The sequence below is a fragment of the Stenotrophomonas sp. CASM106 genome, assembly GCF_049384825.1.
Taxonomy (GTDB): Bacteria; Pseudomonadota; Gammaproteobacteria; order Xanthomonadales; family Xanthomonadaceae; genus Stenotrophomonas; species Stenotrophomonas muris.
The window spans coordinates 147157-170181 of the sequence record NZ_JBMRFS010000008.1 but is presented as its reverse complement, the minus strand read 5'-3'; the positions used below and the strand labels follow the sequence as shown (position 1 = coordinate 170181).

At 68.4% G+C, this 23025-nt stretch carries 19 protein-coding genes and 1 tRNA gene; 8 read left to right on the top strand and 12 right to left on the bottom strand.

The genetic code is table 11. From position 1 onward, the window contains the following. Positions 1-264 precede the first annotated feature (264 nt). From tilS to VG556_RS18010, 3 genes are read left to right on the top strand one after another with little or no spacing between them, the layout of a single operon-like run. Positions 265-1551 (top strand): tRNA lysidine(34) synthetase TilS, encoded by a 1287-nt coding sequence (gene tilS / locus VG556_RS18020; protein WP_238381473.1) that lies wholly within the window; start codon positions 265-267, stop codon positions 1549-1551. Positions 1552-1587: 36 nt separating this feature from the next. Further along, on the top strand, positions 1588-1848 hold the full coding sequence (locus tag VG556_RS18015; RefSeq protein WP_100450426.1) for an exodeoxyribonuclease VII small subunit: 261 nt from the start codon (positions 1588-1590) through the stop codon (positions 1846-1848). Further along, positions 1838-2716: a polyprenyl synthetase family protein gene (locus tag VG556_RS18010; RefSeq protein WP_100450427.1), complete on the top strand. Its 879-nt coding sequence runs from the start codon at positions 1838-1840 to the stop codon at positions 2714-2716. The genes VG556_RS18015 and VG556_RS18010 overlap by 11 nt, the downstream gene beginning before the upstream one ends. Before the next feature lie 76 nt (positions 2717-2792). On the opposite strand, the gene VG556_RS18005 is transcribed toward VG556_RS18010, so the two are convergent. Continuing rightward, positions 2793-3164 (bottom strand): DUF4870 domain-containing protein, encoded by a 372-nt coding sequence (locus tag VG556_RS18005; protein WP_014647933.1) that lies wholly within the window; start codon positions 3162-3164, stop codon positions 2793-2795. Positions 3165-3251: 87 nt separating this feature from the next. Next, positions 3252-4619 carry a metalloprotease PmbA gene (pmbA, locus tag VG556_RS18000; RefSeq protein WP_100450428.1) on the bottom strand — a complete coding sequence of 456 codons (1368 nt, stop codon included), beginning with the start codon at positions 4617-4619 and terminating at the stop codon, positions 3252-3254. Positions 4620-4687: 68 nt separating this feature from the next. Between pmbA and yjgA the strand changes: the two genes are divergently transcribed. Further along, entirely contained in the window at positions 4688-5275 is a 588-nt protein-coding gene (gene yjgA / locus VG556_RS17995; protein WP_014647935.1) for a ribosome biogenesis factor YjgA, read from the top strand. A gap of 41 nt (positions 5276-5316) precedes the next feature. Here the strand turns inward: yjgA and tldD are convergent, their stop codons facing one another. Genes tldD through VG556_RS17975 form a run of 4 tightly spaced genes read right to left on the bottom strand, consistent with a single transcriptional unit; the run spans position 5317 to position 12797 of the window. Further along, positions 5317-6762, bottom strand: a complete 1446-nt coding sequence (tldD, locus tag VG556_RS17990) for a metalloprotease TldD (protein WP_100450429.1) — start codon at positions 6760-6762, stop codon at positions 5317-5319. A gap of 58 nt (positions 6763-6820) precedes the next feature. Then, positions 6821-10678: a YhdP family protein gene (locus VG556_RS17985; protein ID WP_100450430.1), complete on the bottom strand. Its 3858-nt coding sequence runs from the start codon at positions 10676-10678 to the stop codon at positions 6821-6823. A gap of 30 nt (positions 10679-10708) precedes the next feature. Continuing rightward, positions 10709-12196 (bottom strand): ribonuclease G, encoded by a 1488-nt coding sequence (gene rng, locus VG556_RS17980; RefSeq protein WP_005418079.1) that lies wholly within the window; start codon positions 12194-12196, stop codon positions 10709-10711. After that, positions 12189-12797, bottom strand: coding sequence for a Maf family nucleotide pyrophosphatase (locus VG556_RS17975; RefSeq protein WP_032961948.1), 609 nt, complete (start codon positions 12795-12797; stop codon positions 12189-12191). The genes rng and VG556_RS17975 overlap by 8 nt, the downstream gene beginning before the upstream one ends. Before the next feature lie 129 nt (positions 12798-12926). On the opposite strand from VG556_RS17975, the gene VG556_RS17970 reads away from it, so the two are divergent. The 4 genes from VG556_RS17970 (at position 12927) to VG556_RS17955 (ending at position 19116) form a co-directional block, all read left to right on the top strand. Continuing rightward, positions 12927-13664, top strand: a complete 738-nt coding sequence (locus VG556_RS17970) for an SIMPL domain-containing protein (RefSeq protein ID WP_049406598.1) — start codon at positions 12927-12929, stop codon at positions 13662-13664. Positions 13665-13883: 219 nt separating this feature from the next. Beyond that, complete coding sequence (locus VG556_RS17965) at positions 13884-14534, top strand: energy transducer TonB (RefSeq protein ID WP_100450431.1); 651 nt, start codon at positions 13884-13886, stop codon at positions 14532-14534. A 197-nt stretch (positions 14535-14731) separates the two neighbouring features. Then, positions 14732-17527 carry a TonB-dependent receptor gene (locus VG556_RS17960; RefSeq protein ID WP_014647941.1) on the top strand — a complete coding sequence of 932 codons (2796 nt, stop codon included), beginning with the start codon at positions 14732-14734 and terminating at the stop codon, positions 17525-17527. A 167-nt stretch (positions 17528-17694) separates the two neighbouring features. Then, on the top strand, positions 17695-19116 hold the full coding sequence (locus VG556_RS17955; RefSeq protein WP_046431885.1) for a basic amino acid/polyamine antiporter: 1422 nt from the start codon (positions 17695-17697) through the stop codon (positions 19114-19116). A 49-nt stretch (positions 19117-19165) separates the two neighbouring features. Here VG556_RS17955 and VG556_RS17950 read toward each other — a convergent pair whose 3' ends face one another. From VG556_RS17950 to holA, 6 genes are all read right to left on the bottom strand, one after another. Further along, complete coding sequence (locus tag VG556_RS17950) at positions 19166-20092, bottom strand: alpha/beta hydrolase (RefSeq protein WP_423172667.1); 927 nt, start codon at positions 20090-20092, stop codon at positions 19166-19168. A gap of 116 nt (positions 20093-20208) precedes the next feature. Further along, positions 20209-20285, bottom strand: a tRNA-Asn gene (locus tag VG556_RS17945). Between the two features lie 22 nt (positions 20286-20307). Continuing rightward, positions 20308-20778 carry a 23S rRNA (pseudouridine(1915)-N(3))-methyltransferase RlmH gene (rlmH, locus tag VG556_RS17940; protein ID WP_046431872.1) on the bottom strand — a complete coding sequence of 157 codons (471 nt, stop codon included), beginning with the start codon at positions 20776-20778 and terminating at the stop codon, positions 20308-20310. Positions 20779-20844: 66 nt separating this feature from the next. After that, positions 20845-21255: a ribosome silencing factor gene (rsfS, locus tag VG556_RS17935; RefSeq protein WP_005418109.1), complete on the bottom strand. Its 411-nt coding sequence runs from the start codon at positions 21253-21255 to the stop codon at positions 20845-20847. Between the two features lie 58 nt (positions 21256-21313). Beyond that, complete coding sequence (nadD, locus tag VG556_RS17930; protein ID WP_014647945.1) at positions 21314-21979, bottom strand: nicotinate-nucleotide adenylyltransferase; 666 nt, start codon at positions 21977-21979, stop codon at positions 21314-21316. A 3-nt stretch (positions 21980-21982) separates the two neighbouring features. Next, positions 21983-23020, bottom strand: a complete 1038-nt coding sequence (gene holA, locus VG556_RS17925) for a DNA polymerase III subunit delta (protein ID WP_032961944.1) — start codon at positions 23018-23020, stop codon at positions 21983-21985. Positions 23021-23025 lie beyond the last annotated feature (5 nt).

Genomic DNA, 23025 nt, shown 5'->3' with positions numbered 1-23025 from the left:
GCGGGAGTGTCCGCGGCATGGATGCCGCGGCCAAGCCCCCATGGGTGAGGGCGCTTTGCTTGCGAAGCACTGCTTCGCAAGCGCCCGAACGCACAGCCGCCAGCGGCTGGGCCGGCCTGGGGGTTTACGGCGTCTCCCGCAACCGGACCCACCCCGCCTCCCCTCAGGAAACCAGCTTCTGCTGTTGCTGTTGCTGTTGCCGTTGCTCTGGATCGTACCCGGGTGCAGGGCGCAGCCCTGCCGAGCAACCCTATACTTGCCGCCGTGACTGCCTTCCCTGCCCTCGTTCCGCTGGATGCGCCACTGCTGGTGGGCTACAGCGGCGGTGTCGACTCGACGGTGCTGCTGCACTGGCTGTGGCGCTGCGCCAAGGCCTCCAGCACGGCGCTGCGCGCGGTGCACGTGCACCATGGCCTGCACCCCGATGCGGACGACTGGGTGCTGCATTGCCAGCAGCAATGCGCAGCGCTGGGCATCGAACTGGCCGTGCATCGCGTGCAGATCGACCCCACATCGGGCCTGGGCCTGGAAGGCGCAGCACGGCAGGCGCGACGCGCCGCGTTCGCCACCGAACTGCGCGACGGCGAAACACTGGCGCTGGCGCAGCACCTGGACGACCAGGCCGAGACCTTCCTGCTGCGTGCCCTGCGTGGCTCCGGCGTCGATGGTCTTGCCGCGATGTCCGCAGACAGCCGCGTAGGCGAACACCGTGTGTGGCGACCGCTGCTGGCGGTGCCGCGCCGTGCGCTGCTCGATTATGCGCACCAGCACGCGCTGCACTGGGTTGAAGACCCCAGCAACGCCGACGACCACGCCGATCGCAATTTCCTGCGACTGCAGGTGCTGCCGTTGCTGCGCCAGCGCTGGCCGCACGCCGCCGCGGCATTGGCGGGCAGCGCCCTGCATTGCCGGCAGACCCGCGAACTGCTGGACGAGGAGGACGCCGAGCTGATCGTGCATCTGGAGGTGGCACCGCGTGTGCTGTCGCTGCAGCTGCTGCGCCAGGTGTCACCGGGCCGCGCCGCGCGCGTGCTGCGTGCCTGGGTGATCGGCCATGGGGCCGCCCCACTGCCGGCCACGGTGCTGCAGCAGGCGCTGGACGAGCTGCTGCCAGCCAGCAACGATCGCCAGGCGCGGGTGCGCTGGCACGATCATGCCATCCAGCAATGGCGCGATCATGCCTATCTCCTGCCCGCGCAACTGCCGGCGCTTCCCCATGATTGGCAGGCCGGATGGGATGGACGCGCGCCATTGGCGCTGCCCGATGGCGGTCAGCTGCACCTGCACGGCGCCGAGGCCTTCGAACGGCCGCTCCAGGTCCGTGCGCGTGTGGGCGGCGAACGCATCCTGCTGCCCGGTCGCCAGCATTCGCATGCGCTGAAGGACTGCCTGCAACGCGAACACCTTGCCCCCTGGCGACGCGCCCAGCTGCCGCTGGTCTTCGATGGAGCGCAGCTGCTTGCCGCCGCCGACGTGGTCATCGCAGCTCCCCTGCAGGCCTGGTTGCAGGCCCACGACGCGCAGCTGCAGTGGCGTCCGGGCGGCTGGTGAATTGACCCCCGCGCGCAGCCCGTCCACACTTGCCGCATGGCCAAGAAGTCCCCCGAAAACGCCTCCCCGGTCGCCCAGTTCGAGCAGTCGCTCGAATCGCTGGAGCAGCTGGTGGAGCAGATGGAAACCGGCGAGCTGAGCCTGGAAGCGTCGCTCAGTGCTTACGAACGCGGTGTCGGTCTGTACCGTCAGTGCCAGCAGGCGCTGGAGCAGGCCGAATTGCGCGTGCGCCTGCTCATCGATCCGGCCCAGCCGGAAACGGCCGAGCCTTTCGATCCGCCCAACCATGACGGCTGAAGCCCTTTTCGCGCGCTGGCGCGACCGTATCGAAAGCCAGCTCGATGCCGCCCTGCCCTCGCCTGCCGAAGCACCGCAGCGCCTGCTCCAGGCCATGCGCTATTCGGTGCTGGGCGGTGGCAAACGCATGCGACCGCTGCTGGTGTATGCCAGTGGCCACCTGTTCGGCGCGCAGCCGGAACAGCTGGACGCGGCGGCGATGGCTGTCGAGCTGATCCACGCCTATTCGCTGGTGCATGACGACCTCCCGGCGATGGACGACGACGCCCTGCGCCGCGGCAAGCCGACCACCCACATCGCCTTCGACGAAGCCACCGCGATCCTGGCCGGCGACGCCCTGCAGACGCGTGCCTTCGGCCTGCTGGCCGATGCGCCGCTGCCGGCCACGCTGCGCGTGGCCTGCCTGCAGACCCTCGCTCACGCGTCCGGCGCCTCCGGCATGTGCGGTGGCCAGGCGCTGGACATCGATGCCACCGGCCAGCAGCAGACCCTGGCGGCACTGACCCGCATGCATGCGCTGAAGACCGGCGCGCTGATCCGTGCAGCGGTGCGCATGGGGGCGCTGTGCGGCCAGGCCCACGAGCCGCAGCTGGCCCAGCTCGACAGTTTCGCCGATGCACTCGGCCTGGCCTTCCAGGTCCGCGATGACATCCTCGATGTCGAAGCCAGTTCCGAACAGCTGGGCAAGACCGCCGGCAAGGACCAGGCGCAGGACAAGAGCACCTTCCCCGCGCTGCTCGGCATGGACGGCGCGAAGGCGCAGCTGCGCGAACTGGCCGCACGCATGCAGGCCACGTTGGCCGGCCATGGCGAAGAGGCCGATGCGCTGCGCGCGCTGGCAACGCTGGCGGTGGAACGCGATCACTGATCGCCGCCGGTGACGCTGCCCTCAAACAGGAACGCCCGGCAATGCCGGGCGTTCCTGTTTGCGCATGCGGCCGGTATTACTTGATCAGGCGCAGGGTGAACGGGTAGCGATAGGCTTCGCCGTTGTTGGCCTTGACTGCGGCAATGATGCAGAACACCAGGTTGATGATGCCCACGATCGGCGCCAGGATGCCGCCGATGATCACCACCATCAGGATGATGCTGATGACCATGGCGATGGTCACGGTGATCTGGAAGTTCAGCGCTTCCTTGGCCTGGTCGGTCACGAAGGCCTTGCTGGCGTCATCCTTGTTGATCAGCCAGATGATCAGGGCGCCGATGAACCAGGTGAAGATGCCCAGCAGGTGCGCAGCCAGCGCCATGGTGCGCTGGTCGGCCGGGGCATCGGTGGTTGCCGGCGGCGGCGGGACGTTATCGAATTCGCTCACGACAAAACTCCTTTTCATTGGGTGGTCTTGACCCACCAGCACCAAGCTGGTTGCGTCAGGCGCGCATAGCTTACGTCATCAATGCCATCAATCATTACCGGCGACGGTCATCCGCCCCAGCAGGATCGAACCGGTCCGGATGTGCGAGCGCGGGTCGACGTCGCTGCCGACCGCCTCGATGCTGCTGAACATCTCGCGCAGGTTGCCGGCGATGGTGACGCCGTCCACCGGGTACTGGATCTCGCCGTTCTCGACACGGAAGCCGCCCGCGCCTCGTGAGTAATCGCCGGTCACCCCGTTCACGCCCTGCCCCATCAGCTCGGTCACCAGCAGGCCGTCACCCATCTGCCGGGCGATCTCTTCCAGCGGGCCGGCATTGGCCGCCAGCTGCAGGTTGTGCACGCCGCCAGCATTGGCGGTGGTCTGCAGGCCCAGCTTGCGCGCCGAATAGCTGCCCAGCACGTAGCGCTGCAGTACGCCGTCTCGGACCAGCGCCGAACTACGGGTGGCCACGCCGTCGCCGTCGAAGGCGGCCGAGCGCAGGCCACGGCGCAGGTGCGGCAGCTCGTCGATCTGCATCCATTCCGGGAACAGGCGTTGGCCGACGCTGTCCAGCAGGAAGCTGGCCTGGCGGTACAAGGCGCCGCCGGACACCGCCGACAGCAGGTGGCCGACCAGGCTGCGCGCCACTTCCGGGGCGAACAGCACCGGCATGCTGCCAGTAGCCAGTGAACGCGGCTGCAGGCGGGCCACGGTGCGCTCGGCGGCACGACGGCCGACCAGGCCCACGTCTTCCAGGTCCTCCCGGCCAAGCGCGCTGGTGTACCAGCCATCGCGCTGCATGCCATCGCCCTGCCCGGCGATCAGCGCGCAGCCGACCGAATGGTGGGTGCCGCGCTCACGACCAAAGAAACCATGCGAATTGGCATACACCGACAGGCTCTGCATGCTCGACACCGATGCGCCGTCGGAATTGCGGATCTGCGCGTCGGCCTCGCGACCGGCCGCCTCGCAGGCCAGGGCCAGGTCCACCGCCTCATCGGCCTGCAGCGCCCACGGGTGCCAACCGTCCAGCTCCGGGAAGTCGGTGGCCATCAGTGCGGCCTCGGCCAGGCCGGCAGCCGGGTCATCCTCGGTATGCCGGGCAATCGCGCAGGCCTGCTCGACCGTAGCGGCCAGGCTGGCCTCGTTCAGGTCACCGGTGCTGGCACTGCCCTTGCGCTGGCCGAAATAGACGGTCACGGCGATGCCGCGGTCGCGCGTGGACTGCACGGTCTCGACCTCGCCGAGGCGGACATTGACCTCCAGTCCGCGGTCCTCGCTGCAACTGACCTCGGCCTGGCTGGCGCCCAGCGCGCGGGCGCGGTCGAGCAGCTGCTGGGAGAGGTCGGCCAGCCGTTCCAGCCGGGCCGGGCTGTCGTCGCCGACGGCCACTTCAGGGGCGATCACGTTCAATGCTTTATCCTGTACAGGTTGGGCCCGGCATCACGCCGGGCGACTTTTTTTGAGATCAGGTAGGGACGATGCGCGGACGCGACGAAGAAACCGGTGAATTCCACGACAAGAGCCGCAGCCAGAACCGGCGCGACGCGCTCGACGTCCTGGCCCTGGGCGAGAAGCTGGTGTCGTTGACCCCGGCCCAGCTGGCGCGCCTGCCGATCCCGGAAGACCTGCTGCCGCATATCGCCGAGTGCAAGCGCATCACCGCCCACATCGCCCACAAGCGCCAGCTGGCGTTCCTGGCCAAGCACATGCGCCGCGAGGACGAGGCAACGCTGGACGCGATCCGCGATGCGCTGGACGCCAACAGCGAGACTGGCCGCCGCGAAGTGGCGATGATGCACCGCGTGGAAGACTGGCGCGACCGCCTGTTGGCCGACGGTGACAAGGCGCTGGCCGCCCTGCTTGACGACTACCCGCAGGCCGACCGCCAGCAGCTGCGCACCCTGGTACGCAACGCGCAGGCCGAAAAGGCGAAGAACAAGCCGCCGCGCGCCTACCGCGAGATCTTCCAGGTGCTGCGTACGCTGATGCTGCCGGCGGCGCTGGGCTTGAAGACGGCGGGCGACGAACACGCCGGCGATCCGGTCGACGAGGCCGACGAGGACTGAGTCCGCGCCGGCCCGGGCGGTGGCCGCGGCCATCGCCACGCTCAGGCCTGCGTACCGCCGACGGTGATGCCCTCGATCAACAGCGAGGGCTGGCCGACACCCACGGGCACACTCTGCCCGTCCTTGCCGCAGATGCCCACGCCCTCGTCCAGGGCCAGATCGTTGCCGACCATGCGCACCTTCTGCATGGTCTCCGGGCCGTTGCCGATCAGGGTCGCGCCCTTCACCGGGGTGGTGATGCGGCCATCCTCGATCAGGTAGGCCTCGGTGGCCGAGAACACGTACTTGCCGCTGGTGATGTCGACCTGGCCACCGCCGAAGTTGACCGCGTACAGGCCCTTCTTCACCGAACGGATCATCTCCTGCGGGTCGTGCTCGCCGGCGCGCATGTAGGTGTTGGTCATGCGTGGCATGGTCAGGTGCGCGAACGATTCGCGGCGCCCGTTGCCGGTCGGGGCCATGCCCATCAGCCGCGCGTTGAGGCTGTCCTGCATGTAGCCGACCAGGATGCCGTCCTCGATCAGCGGGGTGCACTGGCTCGGGTGGCCTTCGTCGTCGATGTTCAACGAACCGCGGCGACCGTCGAGGGTGCCGTCGTCGACGATGGTCACCCCCGGTGCGGCGACACGCTCGCCGATGCGGCCGGCGTAGACGCTGGTGCCCTTGCGGTTGAAGTCGCCTTCCAGGCCGTGGCCGACCGCTTCGTGCAGCAACACGCCCGGCCAACCCGGGCCGAGCACCACCGGCATCATGCCGGCCGGCGCCGGCACCGCGTCCAGGTTCACCAGCGCCTGGCGCAGCGCTTCCTGGGCCAGGGCTTCGGGGCGGCCGCTGGCGAACAGCGCTTCGTAGCCATAACGGCCACCGCCACCGGCGTAGCCGGACTCGCGACGGCCGTTGTGTTCGACGATGACCTGCACGTTCAGGCGTACCAGCGGGCGCACGTCGGCCGCCAGCACGCCGTCGCTGCGGGCGATCAGCACCGTATCGACGCCGCCGGACAGGCTCACCATCACCTGCTTCACGCGCGGGTCGGCGGCACGCAGGTAGCCATCCAGGCGCTTGAGCACCTCGACCTTGGCCTCGTTGCCGATGCCGTCGATCGGGTCCAGCGCCGGGTACAGCGCGCGCGCATTGCCGCGCAGCAGCGAACGTCCGGTCTGCGCACCGCCCTCGCGCGAGATCGCGCGCGCCGACTGCGCCGCCGCCAGCAGCGCATCGGCATGGATGTCATCGGAGTAGGCGAAGCCGGTCTTCTCGCCGGAAATCGCCCGCACGCCCACGCCCTGCTCGATGGAATGGGCGCCGTCCTTGACGATGCCGTCTTCCACGCTCCAGCTCTCGCGGCGGGCGTGCTGGAAATAAAGGTCGCCGAAGTCGACACCAGGGCCGAGCAGCTGCCCGAAGGTGAGCTCCAGGCCGGCGGTATCCAGGCCGCCGGGGCGCAGCAGGCGGTCTTGGGCAAGCGTCAGGGCGATATCAGTCATGGTTTCGATCTGGGGGTGCGGGGGCGCTCAGGCAAGCCCCGTGAACAGGACGCCGTGCTCAGCGCGAGCGCGGCAGGTCGGTGACGGTCGGCGGAATGGCCGGTGCAGGTGCCGGCACGGGCGGTGATGGGGTCTTGTCGCGGCTGCGCTCGATCACTTCCACCTTCGGCTCCTTCCATGGACCGGTCACCTTGTAGGTACGGGCGCCAATCTCGCCCAGCGGCTTGGACAATACCGCATTGGTGGCCGCGCCCAGCGCCGCCCCCACCGGGCCGCCGGCCACTGCACCGACCACGGTCAGCAGGTTGCCCGCGCGCGGGTTGACGTCGATGGTCTGGTCGAACTGCTGGTTGCGCAGGTCGGCCTGGCCACGGATGGTGATGTTGGCCGCCGGGCCTTCGATCAGCACCTTGTCGGTGCGCGCCATGCCCTGACCGAACTGCATGCTGCCCTCGATCTGGTTGAACGCGAAGCCCTTGGAGAAGAAGTCGCGGAAATCGAACATCAGCCGCCGCGGCAGCTGCGCGACGCTCAGCAGGCCCAGCACGCGGCCGGCGCCCGGCTCCAGCTCCAGCAGCTGGCCATTGCGCGCCTGCAGGTCGAGGCTGCCCTGCAGGTTGCCCAGCTGGAAGTCCGACGGCCCCCCGCTCCAGGCCGCCTGCAGCTGCGCCTGGCCGGAACCGCCGCGCAGCTGGCCGCCATAATCAAGGTTCTGCATCAGCCCGCCCAGGTCCTCGCTGCGCACCTGCGCGGTCAGTTCGGTACGGGCGCCGCCCGTACGGCCGAGCCAGCGGCCGGTGATGTCGATTTCCTGGTCCGGCGCGCGGAAGCGCAACGCGTCCACGTTCAGGCCGTTGGCCAGCGGGCGCGTGCGCAGCACCGCCTGGCCCAGCACCACCTTGCCGAACTTCAGGTCGGCGATGTCCAGCGCGAACGGCGGCAGCTTGGCCGGGTCCATGTCATTGGCACCGGCCTGTACCCGCGCCGGCGCGGCGGCCGCCCCCGGTACCGCCGGCAGTGACTGCCAGTGCACGCGGTCAAGCTGGCCGCTGATGGTGCCGCCGTCGGCGTTGGGTACGGTCAGGCGGCCGGCCAGCGACGGCCCGTCCAGGCGCACGTCCAGTGCCTGCGGGCCCGGGTGCAGCTGCAGCCGGGTCTGCTCGAACACTCCGCCGATCAGCTTGAGCTGGCCGACCTGCACGTCGACCGCGCGCAGCGGCATCGCGTCGTCGTCACTTCCCCCGCGCGCCAGGCTGATCCACTCCAGCGCATCCAGGGTCGGGCTGCGGCCATTGACCGTCAGTCCGCTCGCCGGCGGCTCGCGGTCGACATGGTCGCTGCCCAGCGTGACCTGCACACCGGTCTGGTTGTTGTGGCTGCGCGCGGCCAGGGCCAGGCGCTGGCCGAACGCTACGTCGATGCGGCCGGCGCCCATCGGCAGCTGCGCGGCCACCGTGGTCGCCAGCGGCTCGGCGGCCGGCTTGTCCAGCGGCGCCGGCAGGTCGAGCCGGGTGCCGACCAGGTCCGAACCCAGTCGCAGCTCGCTCGGCGGCGCAGGTGCGCCGGGCGCCACCTTGGGCAGGTTGACGCCGATGGTCCAGGCCGAATTGCCGTTGATGTAAGGCTTGAGCCAGGCCATCTCGGGAGCACGGTCGATCAGCACGCTGGCATCGAGGCGGGCGGTCAGCTGCGACTCGAAGGCGCGCGTGCTGTCATGCACGTAACCGCCGGCACGCAGGCTCAGCCGTCCTTCCTGGCCGAGGTGGCGCACCGCCAGGTCCTCGGCGCCGAAACCGCCATTGCTGTAGCGCGCCTGCCCGTGCATGTTGTCAAAGGTCAGCTGGAAGCGCTTGTCGACCAGCTTCACGCCGGCCAGATCGACCGTGCCCTGCAGGTGGCCCTCGCCTTCATCCTGATGCAGCGGCTGCAGCAGATCGAAGGTCACATGGGCCGGACCACTGGCGACCAGATTGTCCAGCGTATCGCCGTAATCCTTGTGCAACGGGCTCTGGCGCAGCATCGCCAGCAGCTTGCCGGCCTCGCTCGGCGCGTCGGCACGTACGTACAACGGCTGGTGCCCGAAGTCCGGAATGCCCGCTTCGAATTTCTGTACCGCCACGCCGGCAAGATCACCCCGTCCACGCATGTCGAAGCCAGGGCCGATGAAGGCGATGTCGGCGTCGACCTGGCTCATCAGCGGCCAGTCGTGCTGGAAGCGGATGTCGCCATTGGTGATGTGGCCGGTGGCCTCGAAGCGGCCATCATTGTTGTCGAACGGCCAGTCGTCCAGGTCACCGGTGACCAGGCCGACGCCATTGCGCACCTGGCCGCCAGCCAGCGCCATGTCCAGCCAGTCGGTGGCGCCCTTGCTCATCTTGGAGTGGATCCAGAAGCGCTTGGCCGCCGTCATCGGCACGTCGTCCAGCTTCGCGGCCAGCTGCAGCCACGGCCGCGTGCCGTCGCCCTGGAACCAGACCCCGCCGCGCACGTCGGCCGCGTAGTCGGTGCCTTCCACACGCATCGCCGGCGTCCCGATCCGCCAACCACCGCCCTCGTCGCGCCAGCCCACGATCTGTCCGGCCAGGTGCAGGTCATGGCGCACGCCGAAGCCGGTCGGCCAATCGAACTGCAGCTGCCGTTGCGGTTGCAGCTGCAGGCTGAAGCCGTCGGCGTCGCCTTCAAAGCGCCCGCCCAGGCCGCGCAGGCCGGGCGAGTTGCCCACGCTGGCGAAACCCAGCGACTGCAGTTCACCCTGCGCCCACAGGGGGCCATCGCGTTCGCCCGACAGCTGCAACGCGCGCACGTCCAGCTGCGGCCTGGACAGGAACAGCCAGCGACGCAGGCCCGGCTCAAGGCGATCACTCAGGGCCAGCGCACGCAGTGCGATGCCGGCCTGCACTTCACCGGAACGGACCTGCAGCTGTTTGCCGACCTGCAGCTGCAGGCCATCGAGGCGCTGCTCGCCGTCTTCATTCTTCAGCCGCAGCTGCGGTACCTGCAGCGCCCAGCCCTCGGCCTGGCGCTGCCAGCGCAGGCGGGCCTGCAGTCGCTGCAGCTGCAGCTGCGGCGCCGCCATGCCGGGTATCGGTGCGCCATCGATACGCACGTCGCGCAGGTCCGAATCCGTGGTCAGCGCCACCGGCGCGAAATCGCGCAGGGTCAACCACAGGTTCAACTCGCCCTTGCCCTCGCGCAGGCGCACGCCGCCAGCCGCCAGCAAGGGCGCCCAGGCGTGGAAATCGACCGGGTCGGCGCCCAGCCAGGCCTCGCCGTTGCCGCGCGCACGGTCCACGTCCAGCACCGCGGTCAGCGGCAGCGCTTCGGGCTGCGCCCAGGCGCGTAGGCCCACGCGCAGGCGATCGCCATTGACCCGCATGCGCAGGTCGATGCGCGGCAGCGTGGTGTCGATGCCCAACGTCGGCGCGTGCACGCCCAGGCGCCCCCCGATCACCTGCAGCTCGCCCAGCCGGCGCAGCGCATCCAGCGGATCGCCGCCGTTGTCCGATTGCGGCAGCCCGCGCACCGTCCAGCGTCCGTCCTCGCCCTGCTGCAGATCCAGCGCCAGGCCACGCAGGCGCAGCTCGGTCAGCGAGCGCCCGGGCAGCAGCCCGCTGTACATCGATACCAGCACCTCGGCCTCGCCGATCGCCAGGCCCTGCCCGGCGCCGATGCGCAGGCCTTTCAGCTGCAGCAGCGGGCCACGACGGGTCCAGGCGGTCTGCAGCTGGTCGAAACGCACCGGCTGGCCGGCACGCTCGCTCAGCCAGGCGGCGATCCTGTCAGGATGACGCTCGGCCAGCGGCAGCAGCTGGCTGAGCGTGCCCACCAGCAGTGCAAGCCCGACCAGGCCCACCGCACAGGCGGCAATGAAATGACGGCGGATCCTTCGCAGTCGCAGGCGCGGCGGCGCGCTCATCGGCCACCGCCGGCCTGCAGCCGGCGAGGATCAGAGCAGAACGACATCGAATTGCTCCTGCAGGTACTGCTCGTCCGCCTGGAAGCGGATGCTCTTGCCGAGGAACTCTTCCAGCTCGGCCACCGCCGAGGATTCCTCATCGGTAATGCGCGCGACCACCTTGGTCGAGGCGATCACCAGCAGGCGCGCAGCATCGAACTGGCGCACGGCACGGGTGATCTCGCGGAAGATCTCATAGGTCACCGTCTCGGTGGTCTTGATGCTGCCGCGGCCACTGCACTGCGGGCACGTTTCCGACAGCTGGCGCTCCAGGCTTTCCACCGTGCGCTTGCGCGTCATCTCCACCAGCCCCAGCGGCGAGAAGTCGTACACCGTGGTCTTGGCATGGTCGCGGGCCAGCGCCTTTTCCAGCGTGCGCAGCACCTGGCGGCGATGCTCGGCATCGTCCATGTCGATGAAGTCGATGATGATGATGCCGCCCAGGTTGCGCAGGCGCAGCTGGCGGGCCACCGCCTGTGCCGCTTCCAGGTTGGTGCGGAACACCGTCTCTTCCAGGTTGCGCTGGCCGAGGAACGAACCGGTATTGACGTCGATGGTGGTCATCGCCTCGGTCTGGTCGATCACCAGGTAACCACCGGATTTCAGCGGCACCTGCTTGTCCAGCGCGCGGCCGATCTCGTCCTCCACGCCGAACATGTCGAAGATCGGGCGGTCACCGGAGTACAGCTCCAGCTTCTCGGCCAGCACCGGCATGTACTTGGCGACGAAGGCCTGCAGTTGGCCGAAGGTCTCCTTCGAGTCCACCTTCACCTTGTCCACGTCCTTGCGGATCAGGTCGCGCACCGACCGCAGCGGCAGGCTCAGGTCTTCATAGATGATGCTGCACGACGGCGCTTCGCGGCCGCGGCGCTCGACCACGTTCCACACGCGCGACAGGTAGGCGATGTCCTCGGCGATGGCCTCGGCCGGCTGGCCTTCGGCGTTGGTGCGCACGATGTAGCCGTAGCCGCCGTGCTGCGCCGACAACTCGGTCACCAGCGCCTTCAGGCGGGCGCGCTCGGTTTCATCCTCGATGCGCGCGGACACCCCCACCACCTTGGACTGCGGCAGCAGCACCATGTAGCGCGAGGGAATGCTGATCTGCGTGGTCAGGCGTGCACCCTTGGTGCCGATCGGGTCCTTCACCACCTGCACCACGATGTCCTGGCCGTCACGCAGCAGCTCGACGATCGGCACGCTGGCCGGCGGCGGCAGCGTCGTGTTCTCGGTGTCGGCACTGGCCACCGGGGCCGGGCGCACCACGTCGTTGGCGTGCAGGAACGCGGCGCGCTCCAGGCCGACCTCGACGAACGCGGCCTGCATGCCGGGCATGACCCGCTGCACCTTGCCCTTGTAGATGTTGCCGACCACACCCCGGCGCCAGCCGCGCTCGATGTGCAGTTCCTGCAGCATGCCGTTCTCGATCACCGCGACCCGGGTTTCGCGGGGGGTCACATTGACCAGGATTTCCTCAGACATCGGCAGCCTCCCTGGCGGCATCGGCAGTGGGGGCCGGCACGCCACAGCGCGCCAGCAGACGATCGGTATGCAGCAATGGCAGCCCCATGACGCCGGAGTAGCTGCCGGAAAGATGTTCGATCCAGCGCTCGGCCCCGCCCTGGATGGCGTAGGCCCCGGCCTTGTCCAACGGCTCGCCGGTGGCGACATAGGCGGCGATGTCGGCGGCGGCGATCGGGGCGAAGGTCACTTCGGAAATGACCAGTTCGCTGTCCAGCCCGTCGGCGCCGACCACCACCACCGCAGTCATCACCTGGTGGGTGCGCCCGGCCAGGCGCGCCAGCATCGCGCGCGCGCCGGCGGCGTCGGCCGGCTTGCCGAACACTTCACCGTCCAGCACCACCTCGGTGTCCGAGCCGAGCACCCGCGCCTGCGGGTCTTCGGCCAGCACCCGGGCCAGCCCGGCGCGCGCCTTGTCGGCGGCGACCCGGCACACATACTGTTCGGCACTCTCGGTCGCGGCGCGCTGCTCGACGACCTCCAGGTCCAGGGCCTGGAAAGGGCGTCCGAGTCGGGCCAGCAACTGGTTGCGTCGGGGGGAGCGGGAAGCAAGATAGAGCATCGGCACAGCATAACCTGAGCCCGTCACCTGAATCGTCGGCAACCCGTTACGGAACGCGTACAACCCCTTACAGGCTCACAGCGCGTTCATCGCTACGACACCACCCTCACCGCACAACAAGGAGATCCCATGCGCCTGACCGCCACCCCGCTGCTGCTCGCCCTGTCCCTCGCCCTTGGAACCTCGATGACTGCCCATGCTGCTCCGTCGTCGCCGTCGATCGCCGCCGCGGCCGAAGGCACCCTGCTGAACATTTCGGCCAACGCCGAGGCCACCCGCGTGCCGGACGTCGCCACCCTGTCGGCCGGCGTGGTCACCCAGGCCGCCGACGGCAACAGCGCCATGCGCCAGAACGCCCAGCAGATGGACAAGGTGCTGGCCGCGATCAAGGCCGCCGGCATCGCCGAGCGCGACGTGCAGACCAGCGGCGTCAGCCTCAACCCGCAGTACCGCTATGCCGACAACGAGGCGCCGAAGATCACCGGCTACCAGGCCAGCAACACGGTCAGCCTGAAGGTCCGTGACATCGCCAAGCTCGGCAAGGTGCTCGATGCGCTGGCCGCTCAGGGCGCCAACCAGATCAACGGTCCGCAGTTTGAGATCGACCAGCCCGAACCGGTCTATGACGAAGCCCGCCTGGCCGCGCTGAAGAAGGCCCAGGCCCGCGCCCAGACCTATGCCAAGTCGCTGGGCCTGCAGGTGCGCCGCATCGTCAGCATCTCCGAGAACAGCAGCGGCGGTTTCCGCCCGATGCAGATGATGCGCACCATGGCGGCCGGTGCGGCGATGGACAAGGCCACCCCGGTCGCACCGGGCGAATCGACCGTCTCGGTCAACCTGGACGTGGTGTTCGAACTGGGCCGCTGATCGCGTCCGCCGCGGTCGACGACACAGGCGGGTCCCGCAGGGGGCCCGCCTTTTTCGTGCCCTCCGCCGTCACTGGCTGAAGGCCAGCCCAACGATCATGCCCCTGCCTCTAGGCAGTAGCCGTCATGCCGCGCTACTGATGGACTGCCAGCCGCGTGCGGCAACCCCGCCACGGGCCCTGGTGCGTTGAGGACTTCGTCACTGGCATGGAGGTGGATCATGGTTCGTACGTACCCCGTTGCATCCCTGCATTTCGACCCCGCCCGGGTGGCCGCCTGGAGCGCGGCGATCGCCCTGCACCTGCTGGCCTTCCTGTTGCTGCTCATCCCTGCGACCTACCAGGCCGTGCAGGTCCCGCGTGAAAAGACGCCGGTCCGGCTGATCGAGAAGATCCCGCCACCGCCAACGCCGCCGGTTCCGGTCCCGCCCAGGGAGATCGTCCAGGTGGTGCCGAAACCGCGAACGCAGCCGGTGGTACCGCCACTGCCCGCGCCCACCGCGACCGTGGAGGAGACCCAGGGCATCGCGCTGCCGGCCGCCGAACCGGCTCCGCCGCAGCTGGCGCCCAGCATCGACACGTCCACCCCTCTGGCCGGCGCCCAGCTGCAGTACCGCAGCGCCCCGCCGCCGACCTACCCCATCCAGTCCCTGCGCAACCACGAACAGGGCACGGTGCTGTTGCGGGTGGAAGTGGACAGCCATGGCCAACCGGTCGCGGTCAGCGTCGAGCGCAGCAGCGGCTCGCGCAACCTGGACCAGGCCGCCCGCCAGCAGGTGCTCCGGCACTGGCGCTTCGAGCCTGCCCAGCGTGACGGCGTGGCAGTTCCGGCCATCGGCCTGGTACCGGTGCAGTTCTCGCTGCCCGACTGAGCCCCACCACCGGCCCGGCCTCGCGCCGGGCCGGTCCCTGCCGCTGCCCGGGAAATGCGGACAGGCCAAGGACCAAGCGTTACCGATTAAGCAAAATTTCACGACTTCGTCACCTGCAGGAAACCTAGATTGGCGCGTCCCGGTATCGATCCGGCGACAGCCCTCAACGCTACGGTTTTCCAGTTAGGAGAGAAGCTGTGAAACACCCGATCCAACGGCCCGCCAGCCGCCGCCGCAGCACCCTGGCATCGTCCATCACCCACATCCTCACCGGCGGCGCCCTGCTGCTGGCCGGCGCCGTCGCTTCCTCCTCCGCCTTCGCGCAGGAAAAGGCCACCAACCTCGACCGCATCACGGTCACCGGCTCCAACATCCCGCGCACCAACACCGAGACACCGTCGCCGGTGCAGGTGGTGACCCGCCAGGAAATCGACCGCACCGGCAAGACCTCGCTGGCCGAGTACCTGCAGACCATCACCGCCGATGGCGCCGGCTCGATTCCCAAGACCTTCGGCAACGGTTTCGCCGGCGGTGGCGCCGGCATCTCGCTGCGCGGCCTGGGCGCCGGCTCGACGCTGGTACTGTTGAACGGCCGCCGCATGGCCACCTATGGCCTGGCCGATGACGGACAGAAGGTCTTCACCGACCTCAGCACCATTCCGCTCGATGCCGTCGAGCGCGTGGAAGTCCTGAAGGACGGCGCTTCGGCGATCTACGGCTCCGATGCCATCGCCGGCGTGGTCAACATCATCCTGCGCAGCGACTTCCAGGGCGCCATCCTGCGTGGCTCCTACGGCCTGTCCGGTGACAGCGATGGCGACGCCCGGAAAGCAACCCTGACCGCCGGTACCGGTGACCTGGCCACCGATGGCTGGAACGCCTTCTTCAGCCTGGACGTTGGCAAGACCGACGCGATCAAGATCAGCGACCGCAAGAACCGCAAGTGGATCGGTACCGGTGACACCCGCCCGTGGGGCTATGACAAGACCGCCCAGTTCCTCGGCGGTGCCTACACCCGTGGTGGCACCTCCGGCGGTTCCGGCCCGAACGGCTCCTACCTCGACGCCACCGGCCATCTGGTGCCGCTGCCGGGTTGCGCCGGCCTGACCACCATCGGTGGGCAGACCCCGGCCAGCATCGCCGCCGATGGCTGCCTGTGGGATCCGGCGCAGCAGTACCGCGACCTGATTCCGGAAGAGAAGTACGTCAACGTGTTCGGTCGCGCCAGCTTCGCCTTCGGTGAAGGCGGCGAGATCTACACCGAGATCGGCTACTCGAAGAAGGAAACCATCTTCAGCAACACCCCGTCCGGCGTGTCGGGCGGCTGGGGCTATCCGGGCGGCCCGGTCAATGCCAACAGTGGCCCCGGTGCCACCGTGCTGGGCCCGAACCATCCCGACAACCCGACCCCGGGCACGGCGCGCCGCGTGCGTTACTCGGCCTGGGATGTCGGCCCGCGCGTGACCGACAACACCAATGAGTTCAACCGCTTCCTGGTCGGCATCAAAGGCAACTGGGGCGACTGGAGCTACGACACCGCCTACCTGCACTCGGGCACCGACCTGACCAACAAGCGCACCGGCTTCCTGCGCTACAGCGCCGTCCAGTGTGCACTGGGCAATGCCAACTGCGCCGGTGGCGTGTGGCGTATCGGTGATGATGCCGGCAAGAACTCGCAGGCGCTGTACGACTACATCTCGCCCACGATCAGCGCCCGCGCCAAGTCCAGCCTGGACATGTTCGACTTCACCGTCTCGCGCAGCCTGATGGACCTGAAGGGTGGTCCGCTGGGCCTGGCGATCGGTACCGAGTGGCGCAAGACCAGCAACAGCCTGACCCCGCAGACCTACACCGACCAGGGCGACATCATCGGCCTGGGCTACTCGGCCTATGACGGCACCCAGAACGTCTACGCCGGCTACGTCGAACTGTCGGCACCGGTGCTGGAACAGCTGGAACTGTCCGGCGCCCTGCGTTACGACAAGTACGAAAGCGGCGAAGGCAAGGCTACGCCGAAGCTGGGCGTGAAGTGGACCCCGGCCGACTGGATCGCCCTGCGCGCCAGCTACGCCGAAGGTTTCCGCGCGCCGAACCCGGCCGAGAACGGTGACGGTGGCCTGGCCGCCTTCTCCACTGCGGTCGACCCGGTGCGTTGCCAGATCAGCGGCGGCGCTGCCAGCGAATGTGGCGCCAATTCGGTGGCGATCATCACCAAGCCGAACAAGCTGCTGAAGCCGGAAGAGTCCAAGAGCTACTCGGTCGGCATCGTGCTGCAGCCGACTTCGACCACCTCGATGACCGTCGATGCCTGGCAGATCAAGCGTACCAACGAGATCGTGCAGGGCAGCACGGCGGCGGCGATCCTGGCCGGCAACGTGCTGCGCGACAGCAACAATCTCAATGGCGTGGCCAACAGCGGCACCATCCTGGCGGTCAACACCGGCTACGTGAATGCCAGCTCGTCGCGCGTGCGCGGTATCGATACCGATATCCGCCAGACCTTCGAGATCGGCCCGGGCCAGCTGGAGCTGGACCTGCAGTGGAGCCACATCCTGAAGTTCGAGCGCACCGAAGGCGGCGACACGGTTGATTACGTGGGTACCCACGGCAACTGCGACGTCACCAACTGCATCGGTACGCCGAAGGACAAGGTCAACTTCGGCACCACCTGGAAGCAGGGCCCGTGGAGCGTCAGCGGCATCGTCAACTACATCAGCAAGATGGACAACATCGACAGCCGTGGTGGCAGCTACCTGGCCTTCTACGCTGACGGTACGCCGGTGAAGAAGATCTCTTCGTTCACCACGATGGACCTGTCCGGTCGCTGGAGCATCAACGACTCGTTCGAACTCAACGCCTCGGTGGCCAACGTGTTCGACCGCATCGCCCCGCTCGATCCGACCACCTACGGCGCGGTGAACTACAACCCGATGCACTTCTCCGGTGCGCTGGGCCGTTACTACACCGTCGGCTTCAAGTACACGTTCAAGTAAGACCGGTTGCAGCGTCACCTTCGAAGGCCCGGGCCGTTGCCCGGGCCTTCGTCGTTTTCACGCGGGCCGGTTCCTGCAGGCTGGCGCTTGCCCGCTGGCTCTTGCGGACATGTTCACGAGGACATGGCTACCGTATGCTCGCGGCATTCGCGCCGCAGGGGATCTCCATGGCCGCGACATCGCAACGGCTGGGCCTGCCCGCGTTGACTGCACTGGTAGTCGGCTCGATGGTCGGCGCCGGCATCTTTTCACTGCCGCAGAACGTCGCGCGCAGCGCCGGCCCGGCCGCCGCCTTGATCGGCTGGGCGGTCAGTGGCGCCGGCATGCTGATGCTGGCCTTCGTGTTCCAGGCCCTGGCCAATCGTCGCCCCGACCTGGATACCGGCATCTACGCCTATGCGCGCGAAGGCTTCGGCAACTACATCGGCTTCTCCGCGGCGTGGGGCTACTGGGTGGCGTCGGTGCTCGGCAACGCCAGCTTCTTCGTACTGATCTTCAGTGGCCTCGGCCACTTCGTGCCGGTCTTCGGTGAAGGCAATACACCCGCCGCCGTAGCCGCTTCATCACTGCTGCTGTGGACCGTGCACCTGCTGGTGCTGCGCGGCCTGCGCACGGCCGCCATCGTCAACGGCCTGGTGACGGTGGCCAAGCTGCTGCCCATCGCGTTGTTCCTGATCCTGGCGGCGGGCGCGTTCCGCATGGACGTATTCCGCGCCGATTTCCTCGGTACGCCCGCACTCGGCGACCTCGGCCAGCAGCTGCGCGGCATGATGCTGGTGACCGTGTGGGTGTTCATCGGCATCGAAGGGGCCAGCATCTATTCGCGGCGTGCCGCGCGCCGTGCCGACGTTGGCCGTGCCACGGTGATCGGTTTCCTCGGGGTCTGGCTGCTGCTGGTACTGGTCAGCCTGCTGTCGATGGGCGTGCTGTCGCAGGCCGAACTGGCCGGGCTGCCCAATCCGTCGATGGCCTACGTGCTGCGCGCCATCGTCGGCGAATGGGGCGCGACGGTGATCATCATCGGTTCGATCGTCTCCGTACTCGGCGCATTGCTGGCCTGGGTGCTGCTGTGCGCCGAAGTGCTGTATGCCGCCGCCGGTGACGGCACCATGCCGGCCTTCCTCGGCCGCGAGAACGCGCGTGGCGTGCCGGCCAATGCACTGTGGTTGAGCAATGGCCTGATCCAGTTGTTCCTGCTGATGGTGCTGGTCAGTTCGGGCAGCTACACCGGGCTGGTGCTGCTCGCTGCGTCGATGAGCCTGGTGCCCTACTTCCTGTCCACCGCGTTCGGCGTGCAGCTGGCCTGGCGCGGGCAGGCCTACGCCGGCGAACCAGGCGTGCGCTGGCGCGATTTCGGGGTCGCACTGCTGGCCAGCGCCTATGCGCTGTGGCTGGTGTATGCCGGCGGCCTGGACAACCTGCTGCTGTCGGTACTGCTGTACGTGCCCGGCGTGGTGTTGTTCGCTTTGACCCGGCGCCAGCGCGGCGAGCGGGTATTCACGCGCTGGGAGTGGGTACTGTTCGGCGCGATCCTGGCGGTGGCGATCGCCACGCTGGTGGCCTTCTGCAGAGGTGAGCTGGCACTGTAGAGCCGAGCCCACGCCCGGCTTCACACAGGCAGCCGAGCATGGCTCGGCTCTACAACTGGCGATCCGCCAGCATGCCGATATCCTGCATCCAGCGCTCGGCCAGCTGCGGCCACGCCGCGACCGGTGCATCCTTCATGCGCAACCCGAATGCGTGGCCGCCGCGTGCGAACAGATGCATTTCCACCGGCACCCCCGCGTCCGCCAGGGCACGGTAATAGGCCAGCGATTCGCGCACGTCATCGGTGCGATCGTCGGTGGCCTGCGCGATGAACGTCGGCGGCACCTTGTCATCCACGGTGATGTCCCTGACCAGCGACAATCCCTTCCCGTGCCCTGCCCACAGGTGCCCGGAATACATCACCATGGCGAAATCGGGACGGCTGGGTTGCTCATCCGCAGCATCGACCGGCGCGTAGCTGCGCAGCGCGTGCGTGCTCAGTCCAGCCACCACGTGACCACCGGCGGAAAAGCCGATCGCCCCGATACGCTTGGGATTGATTGACCAGCGCTCGGCCTGTGCGCGCAGCAGGCCCATTGCACGCTGTGCATCCTGCAGGGCCATCGGCACTTTCGGAAAGTCGCGGCAGTTGCACTCGGGGTCCCAGTTCGGGCCAGAGGCTGGCACCCGGTACTTCAGCAATGCACAGGTGATGCCCTGTGCGGTCAGCCAGTCGCAGATCTCGCTGCCTTCCAGGTCCATCGCCAGCACCCGATAGCCTCCGCCAGGCACCACCATCACCGCGGTGCCGGTGGCCGGTCCCTTCGGTGGAAACACGGTGAGGGTCGGCGCAGCGACGTTCTGCAGCATCATCCAGTGTTCGCCACTGGCTTCGGAGATCACTTCGCTGACCTGCTCGGGCCCCTTCAACTTCGGTGGCGCGATCACCGTGCCCTGCGGCCACAACGGAAGCTCGGTGGTGCCCTGTGGCGGATGCCAGGTGGAAGGCGCGGCCTTCGTTGTGGCGAACGGCACCATCGCCAGCAGCAGGAAGCTCGAGGACAGCAGCACGCGCACGATCGGCATCCATGGTTGCAGCAGCAGAGTGTAGCGACAAAAAAAAACCTGCATCTTGCGATGCAGGTTTCTCAAGGTGGCGCCCGAAGTTGGACTCGAACCAACGACCCCCTGATTAACAGTCAAGTGCTCTAACCGGCTGAGCTATTCGGGCAGACGACTAGTATAACCACTCTTCACGCGCGATGGTAGGGGTGATTGGCAATCATTGCGGCGGCCCGATACAGCTGCTCGGCCACCACCAGGCGCACCAGCATGTGCGGCAGCGTCAGCGGTCCGATCGACCACTTCTCATCGGCCAGCGCGGACACCTCCGGCGAATGCCCTTCCGGGCCACCAATCAGGAACGCCAGGTCGCGGCCCTGCCCGCGCCAATGCTCCAGGCGCTGTGCCAGCTGTTCGGAACTCAGCTGTCGTCCTGGCACATCCAACGCCACCACATAGGCGTTCTTCGGCAGCGAAGCGATGACCCGCTTGCCTTCCTCTTCAGTGGCGCGGCGCGGATCACGCCCCTTGCCGCGCAAGCCGGGCTCGATTTCCACCAGCTCGAACGGCAGCCAGTGCGACAGCCGCTTCTGGTACTCGGCGAAGCCCTGCGCGACCCAGCTGGGCGCGCGTTCACCGGTGGCGATCAGGCGGGCTTTCATCTACACGGTCCTCCAAAACGTCGACGGCGCCATCGGCGCCGTCGAAGGGATGCATCAACGTGCGGCTCAGGCCACTTCGTCGTCGCTGGACGGCGGCTGGTCGCCAACGGTCCACAGGCGCTCGAGGGCGTAGAACTCACGCACGCGCGGCAGCATCACGTGGACGATCACGTCGCCCAGATCGACCAGCACCCACTCGGCTTCGCGCTCGCCTTCAACACCCAGCGGCATCACGTCGATGTTCTTGGCGAAGCGCACGACTTCATCGGCGATCGACTTGACGTGGCGGGTCGAGGTGCCCGAAACGACGATCATGTAGTCGGCAACGCTGGACCGGCCGCGCACGTCGATCTCGACCAGGTCCTTGGCCTTCAGGTCTTCGGTGGCTTGGCGGACGCTGGCCAGCAGTTCCGGCACGGACGGCGGCGGGCTGGGCAGATCGACCTTGATGGTCTGGGGCTGGGTCTGGTTGCTCAAAGTGGATCGACTCGATAAACGTGGGGGCGATTATACGGGGATGGCACGGCGGCGCCATTCACGCTGTGGCCGGGCGGTACAGCCCGTGTGCAGCGACGTAGTCCGCGACAGCCGGCGGCAGCAGGGCGCGCCAGGGGCCACCGGCGGCGATCTGCGAGCGCACGGCGCTGGCCGATTCCTCGCGCAGCGGGTGGTGCAGGCGCAGGATGCGTCCGGCCGGGCTGGCGAACAGGGCCTGTTCGTTGTCGGCCCAGCGCCCCTGCAGGGCACGCCCCAGTTCACCGTCGATCGACGCCTGCAGCGGGCTGCCCGGCCGCTCGGCCACCACGAAGTGGGCCAGCCCGAACAGGGCCTCCCATTCGTGCCAGCCGGACAGGCCCAGCAGGCTGTCGGCGCCCACCAGCCAGGCCAGTGGCCGGCTTGGGCCCAGCTCGCCACGCAGCTCGCGCAGGGTATCGACGGTGTAGGACGGACGACCGGGATAGCGCGTGGCACGGTCCAGTTCACGACGGTCCAGCAGCAGGCCCGGTTCGTCGCCGATGGCCAGCGACAACATGGTGCAGCGCTGCTCGGCGGTAGCGCCGGGCACCGCACGGTGCGGCGGATCGCCTGCCGGCAACATGCGCACGGCCACCTGCAGTTCGTCCCGGGCGGCTCGCGCGATTGCCAGATGCCCCAGGTGCACCGGATCGAAGGTGCCCCCGTAATAGATCCGCAGGCTCATCGCTCAGGCCCGCGCCAGCAGGCGCACGGCACGCGGTTCGGCCACGGCCACCAGCAGGCGCTCCAGCGCCAGCCAGGCATCGCCGTCGGCCCGCCCCTTGGCGATGCGGTCGACCAGCCCGGCTTCGGCCACGAAGCGTTCCCAGCGCTTGCCTTCCGGGTGCCGCTGCAGCGCGCGCTTGTAGGGCGCCTGCCGTGATTCCCAGATGCCACGCGATTTCATTTCGGCGGCTAGGTTGCCGCCACGGGCCTGCACACGGGCCAGGCCGGCACCGGCCAGCAGTTCACGGATCACGATCGGCATCAGTGCGGCCACCGCTTCGCCTTCGCCGCGCAGGCCAGCCAGCATGCGCAGCACGGCCGGCGGCTGGCCGGAGAACGTCGCCTCCACCAGCCGGAACACGTCGTAGCGGGCAGCGTCAGCCACCAGCGATTCCATCCGCTCCACATCCAGCGGCTGGCCATCGGCCAACAGCGCCAGCTTGTCGATTTCCTGGGCGGCGGCCAGCAGGTTGCCCTCCACCCGCTCGGCCAGGCGCTGCACGGCGGCCGGGTCGGCACGCAGGCCCTTGCCGCGCAGGCGGCGCTCGATCCAGTCCGGCAGTTCGTGCGGCTTGATCGCCCAGGCCACCGACAGCACGCCGATGCGGCTGACCGCCTCGGCCCACTTGCCCTGATGGGCCTTGCTCCATTCATTGGCGGTGATCATCAGCACCACGTCCGGCGCCGGATTGGCGCAGAACTGGCTGATCACTTCGGCGCCGTCCTTGCCGGGCTTGCCGCTGGGCAGGCGCACCTCGACCAGGCGGCGGGCGCTGAACAGGCTGGGCGCATTGAAGCTGGCGTCGAGCTGGTTCCAGTCGAAATCCCGCCCGTCGGCGTCGAACACTTCGCGTTCGCCGATGCCGGAGGCGCGCGCGCGCGCGCGGACGGCATCTGCCGCCTCCAGCACGCGCAGGGTTTCCGGGCCTGCGATCAGGTACACCGGCGCCAACGGGGTGTCAGCGCCCTGGCTGGCCAGCTGCTCCGGACGCAGTTCCATCGTCG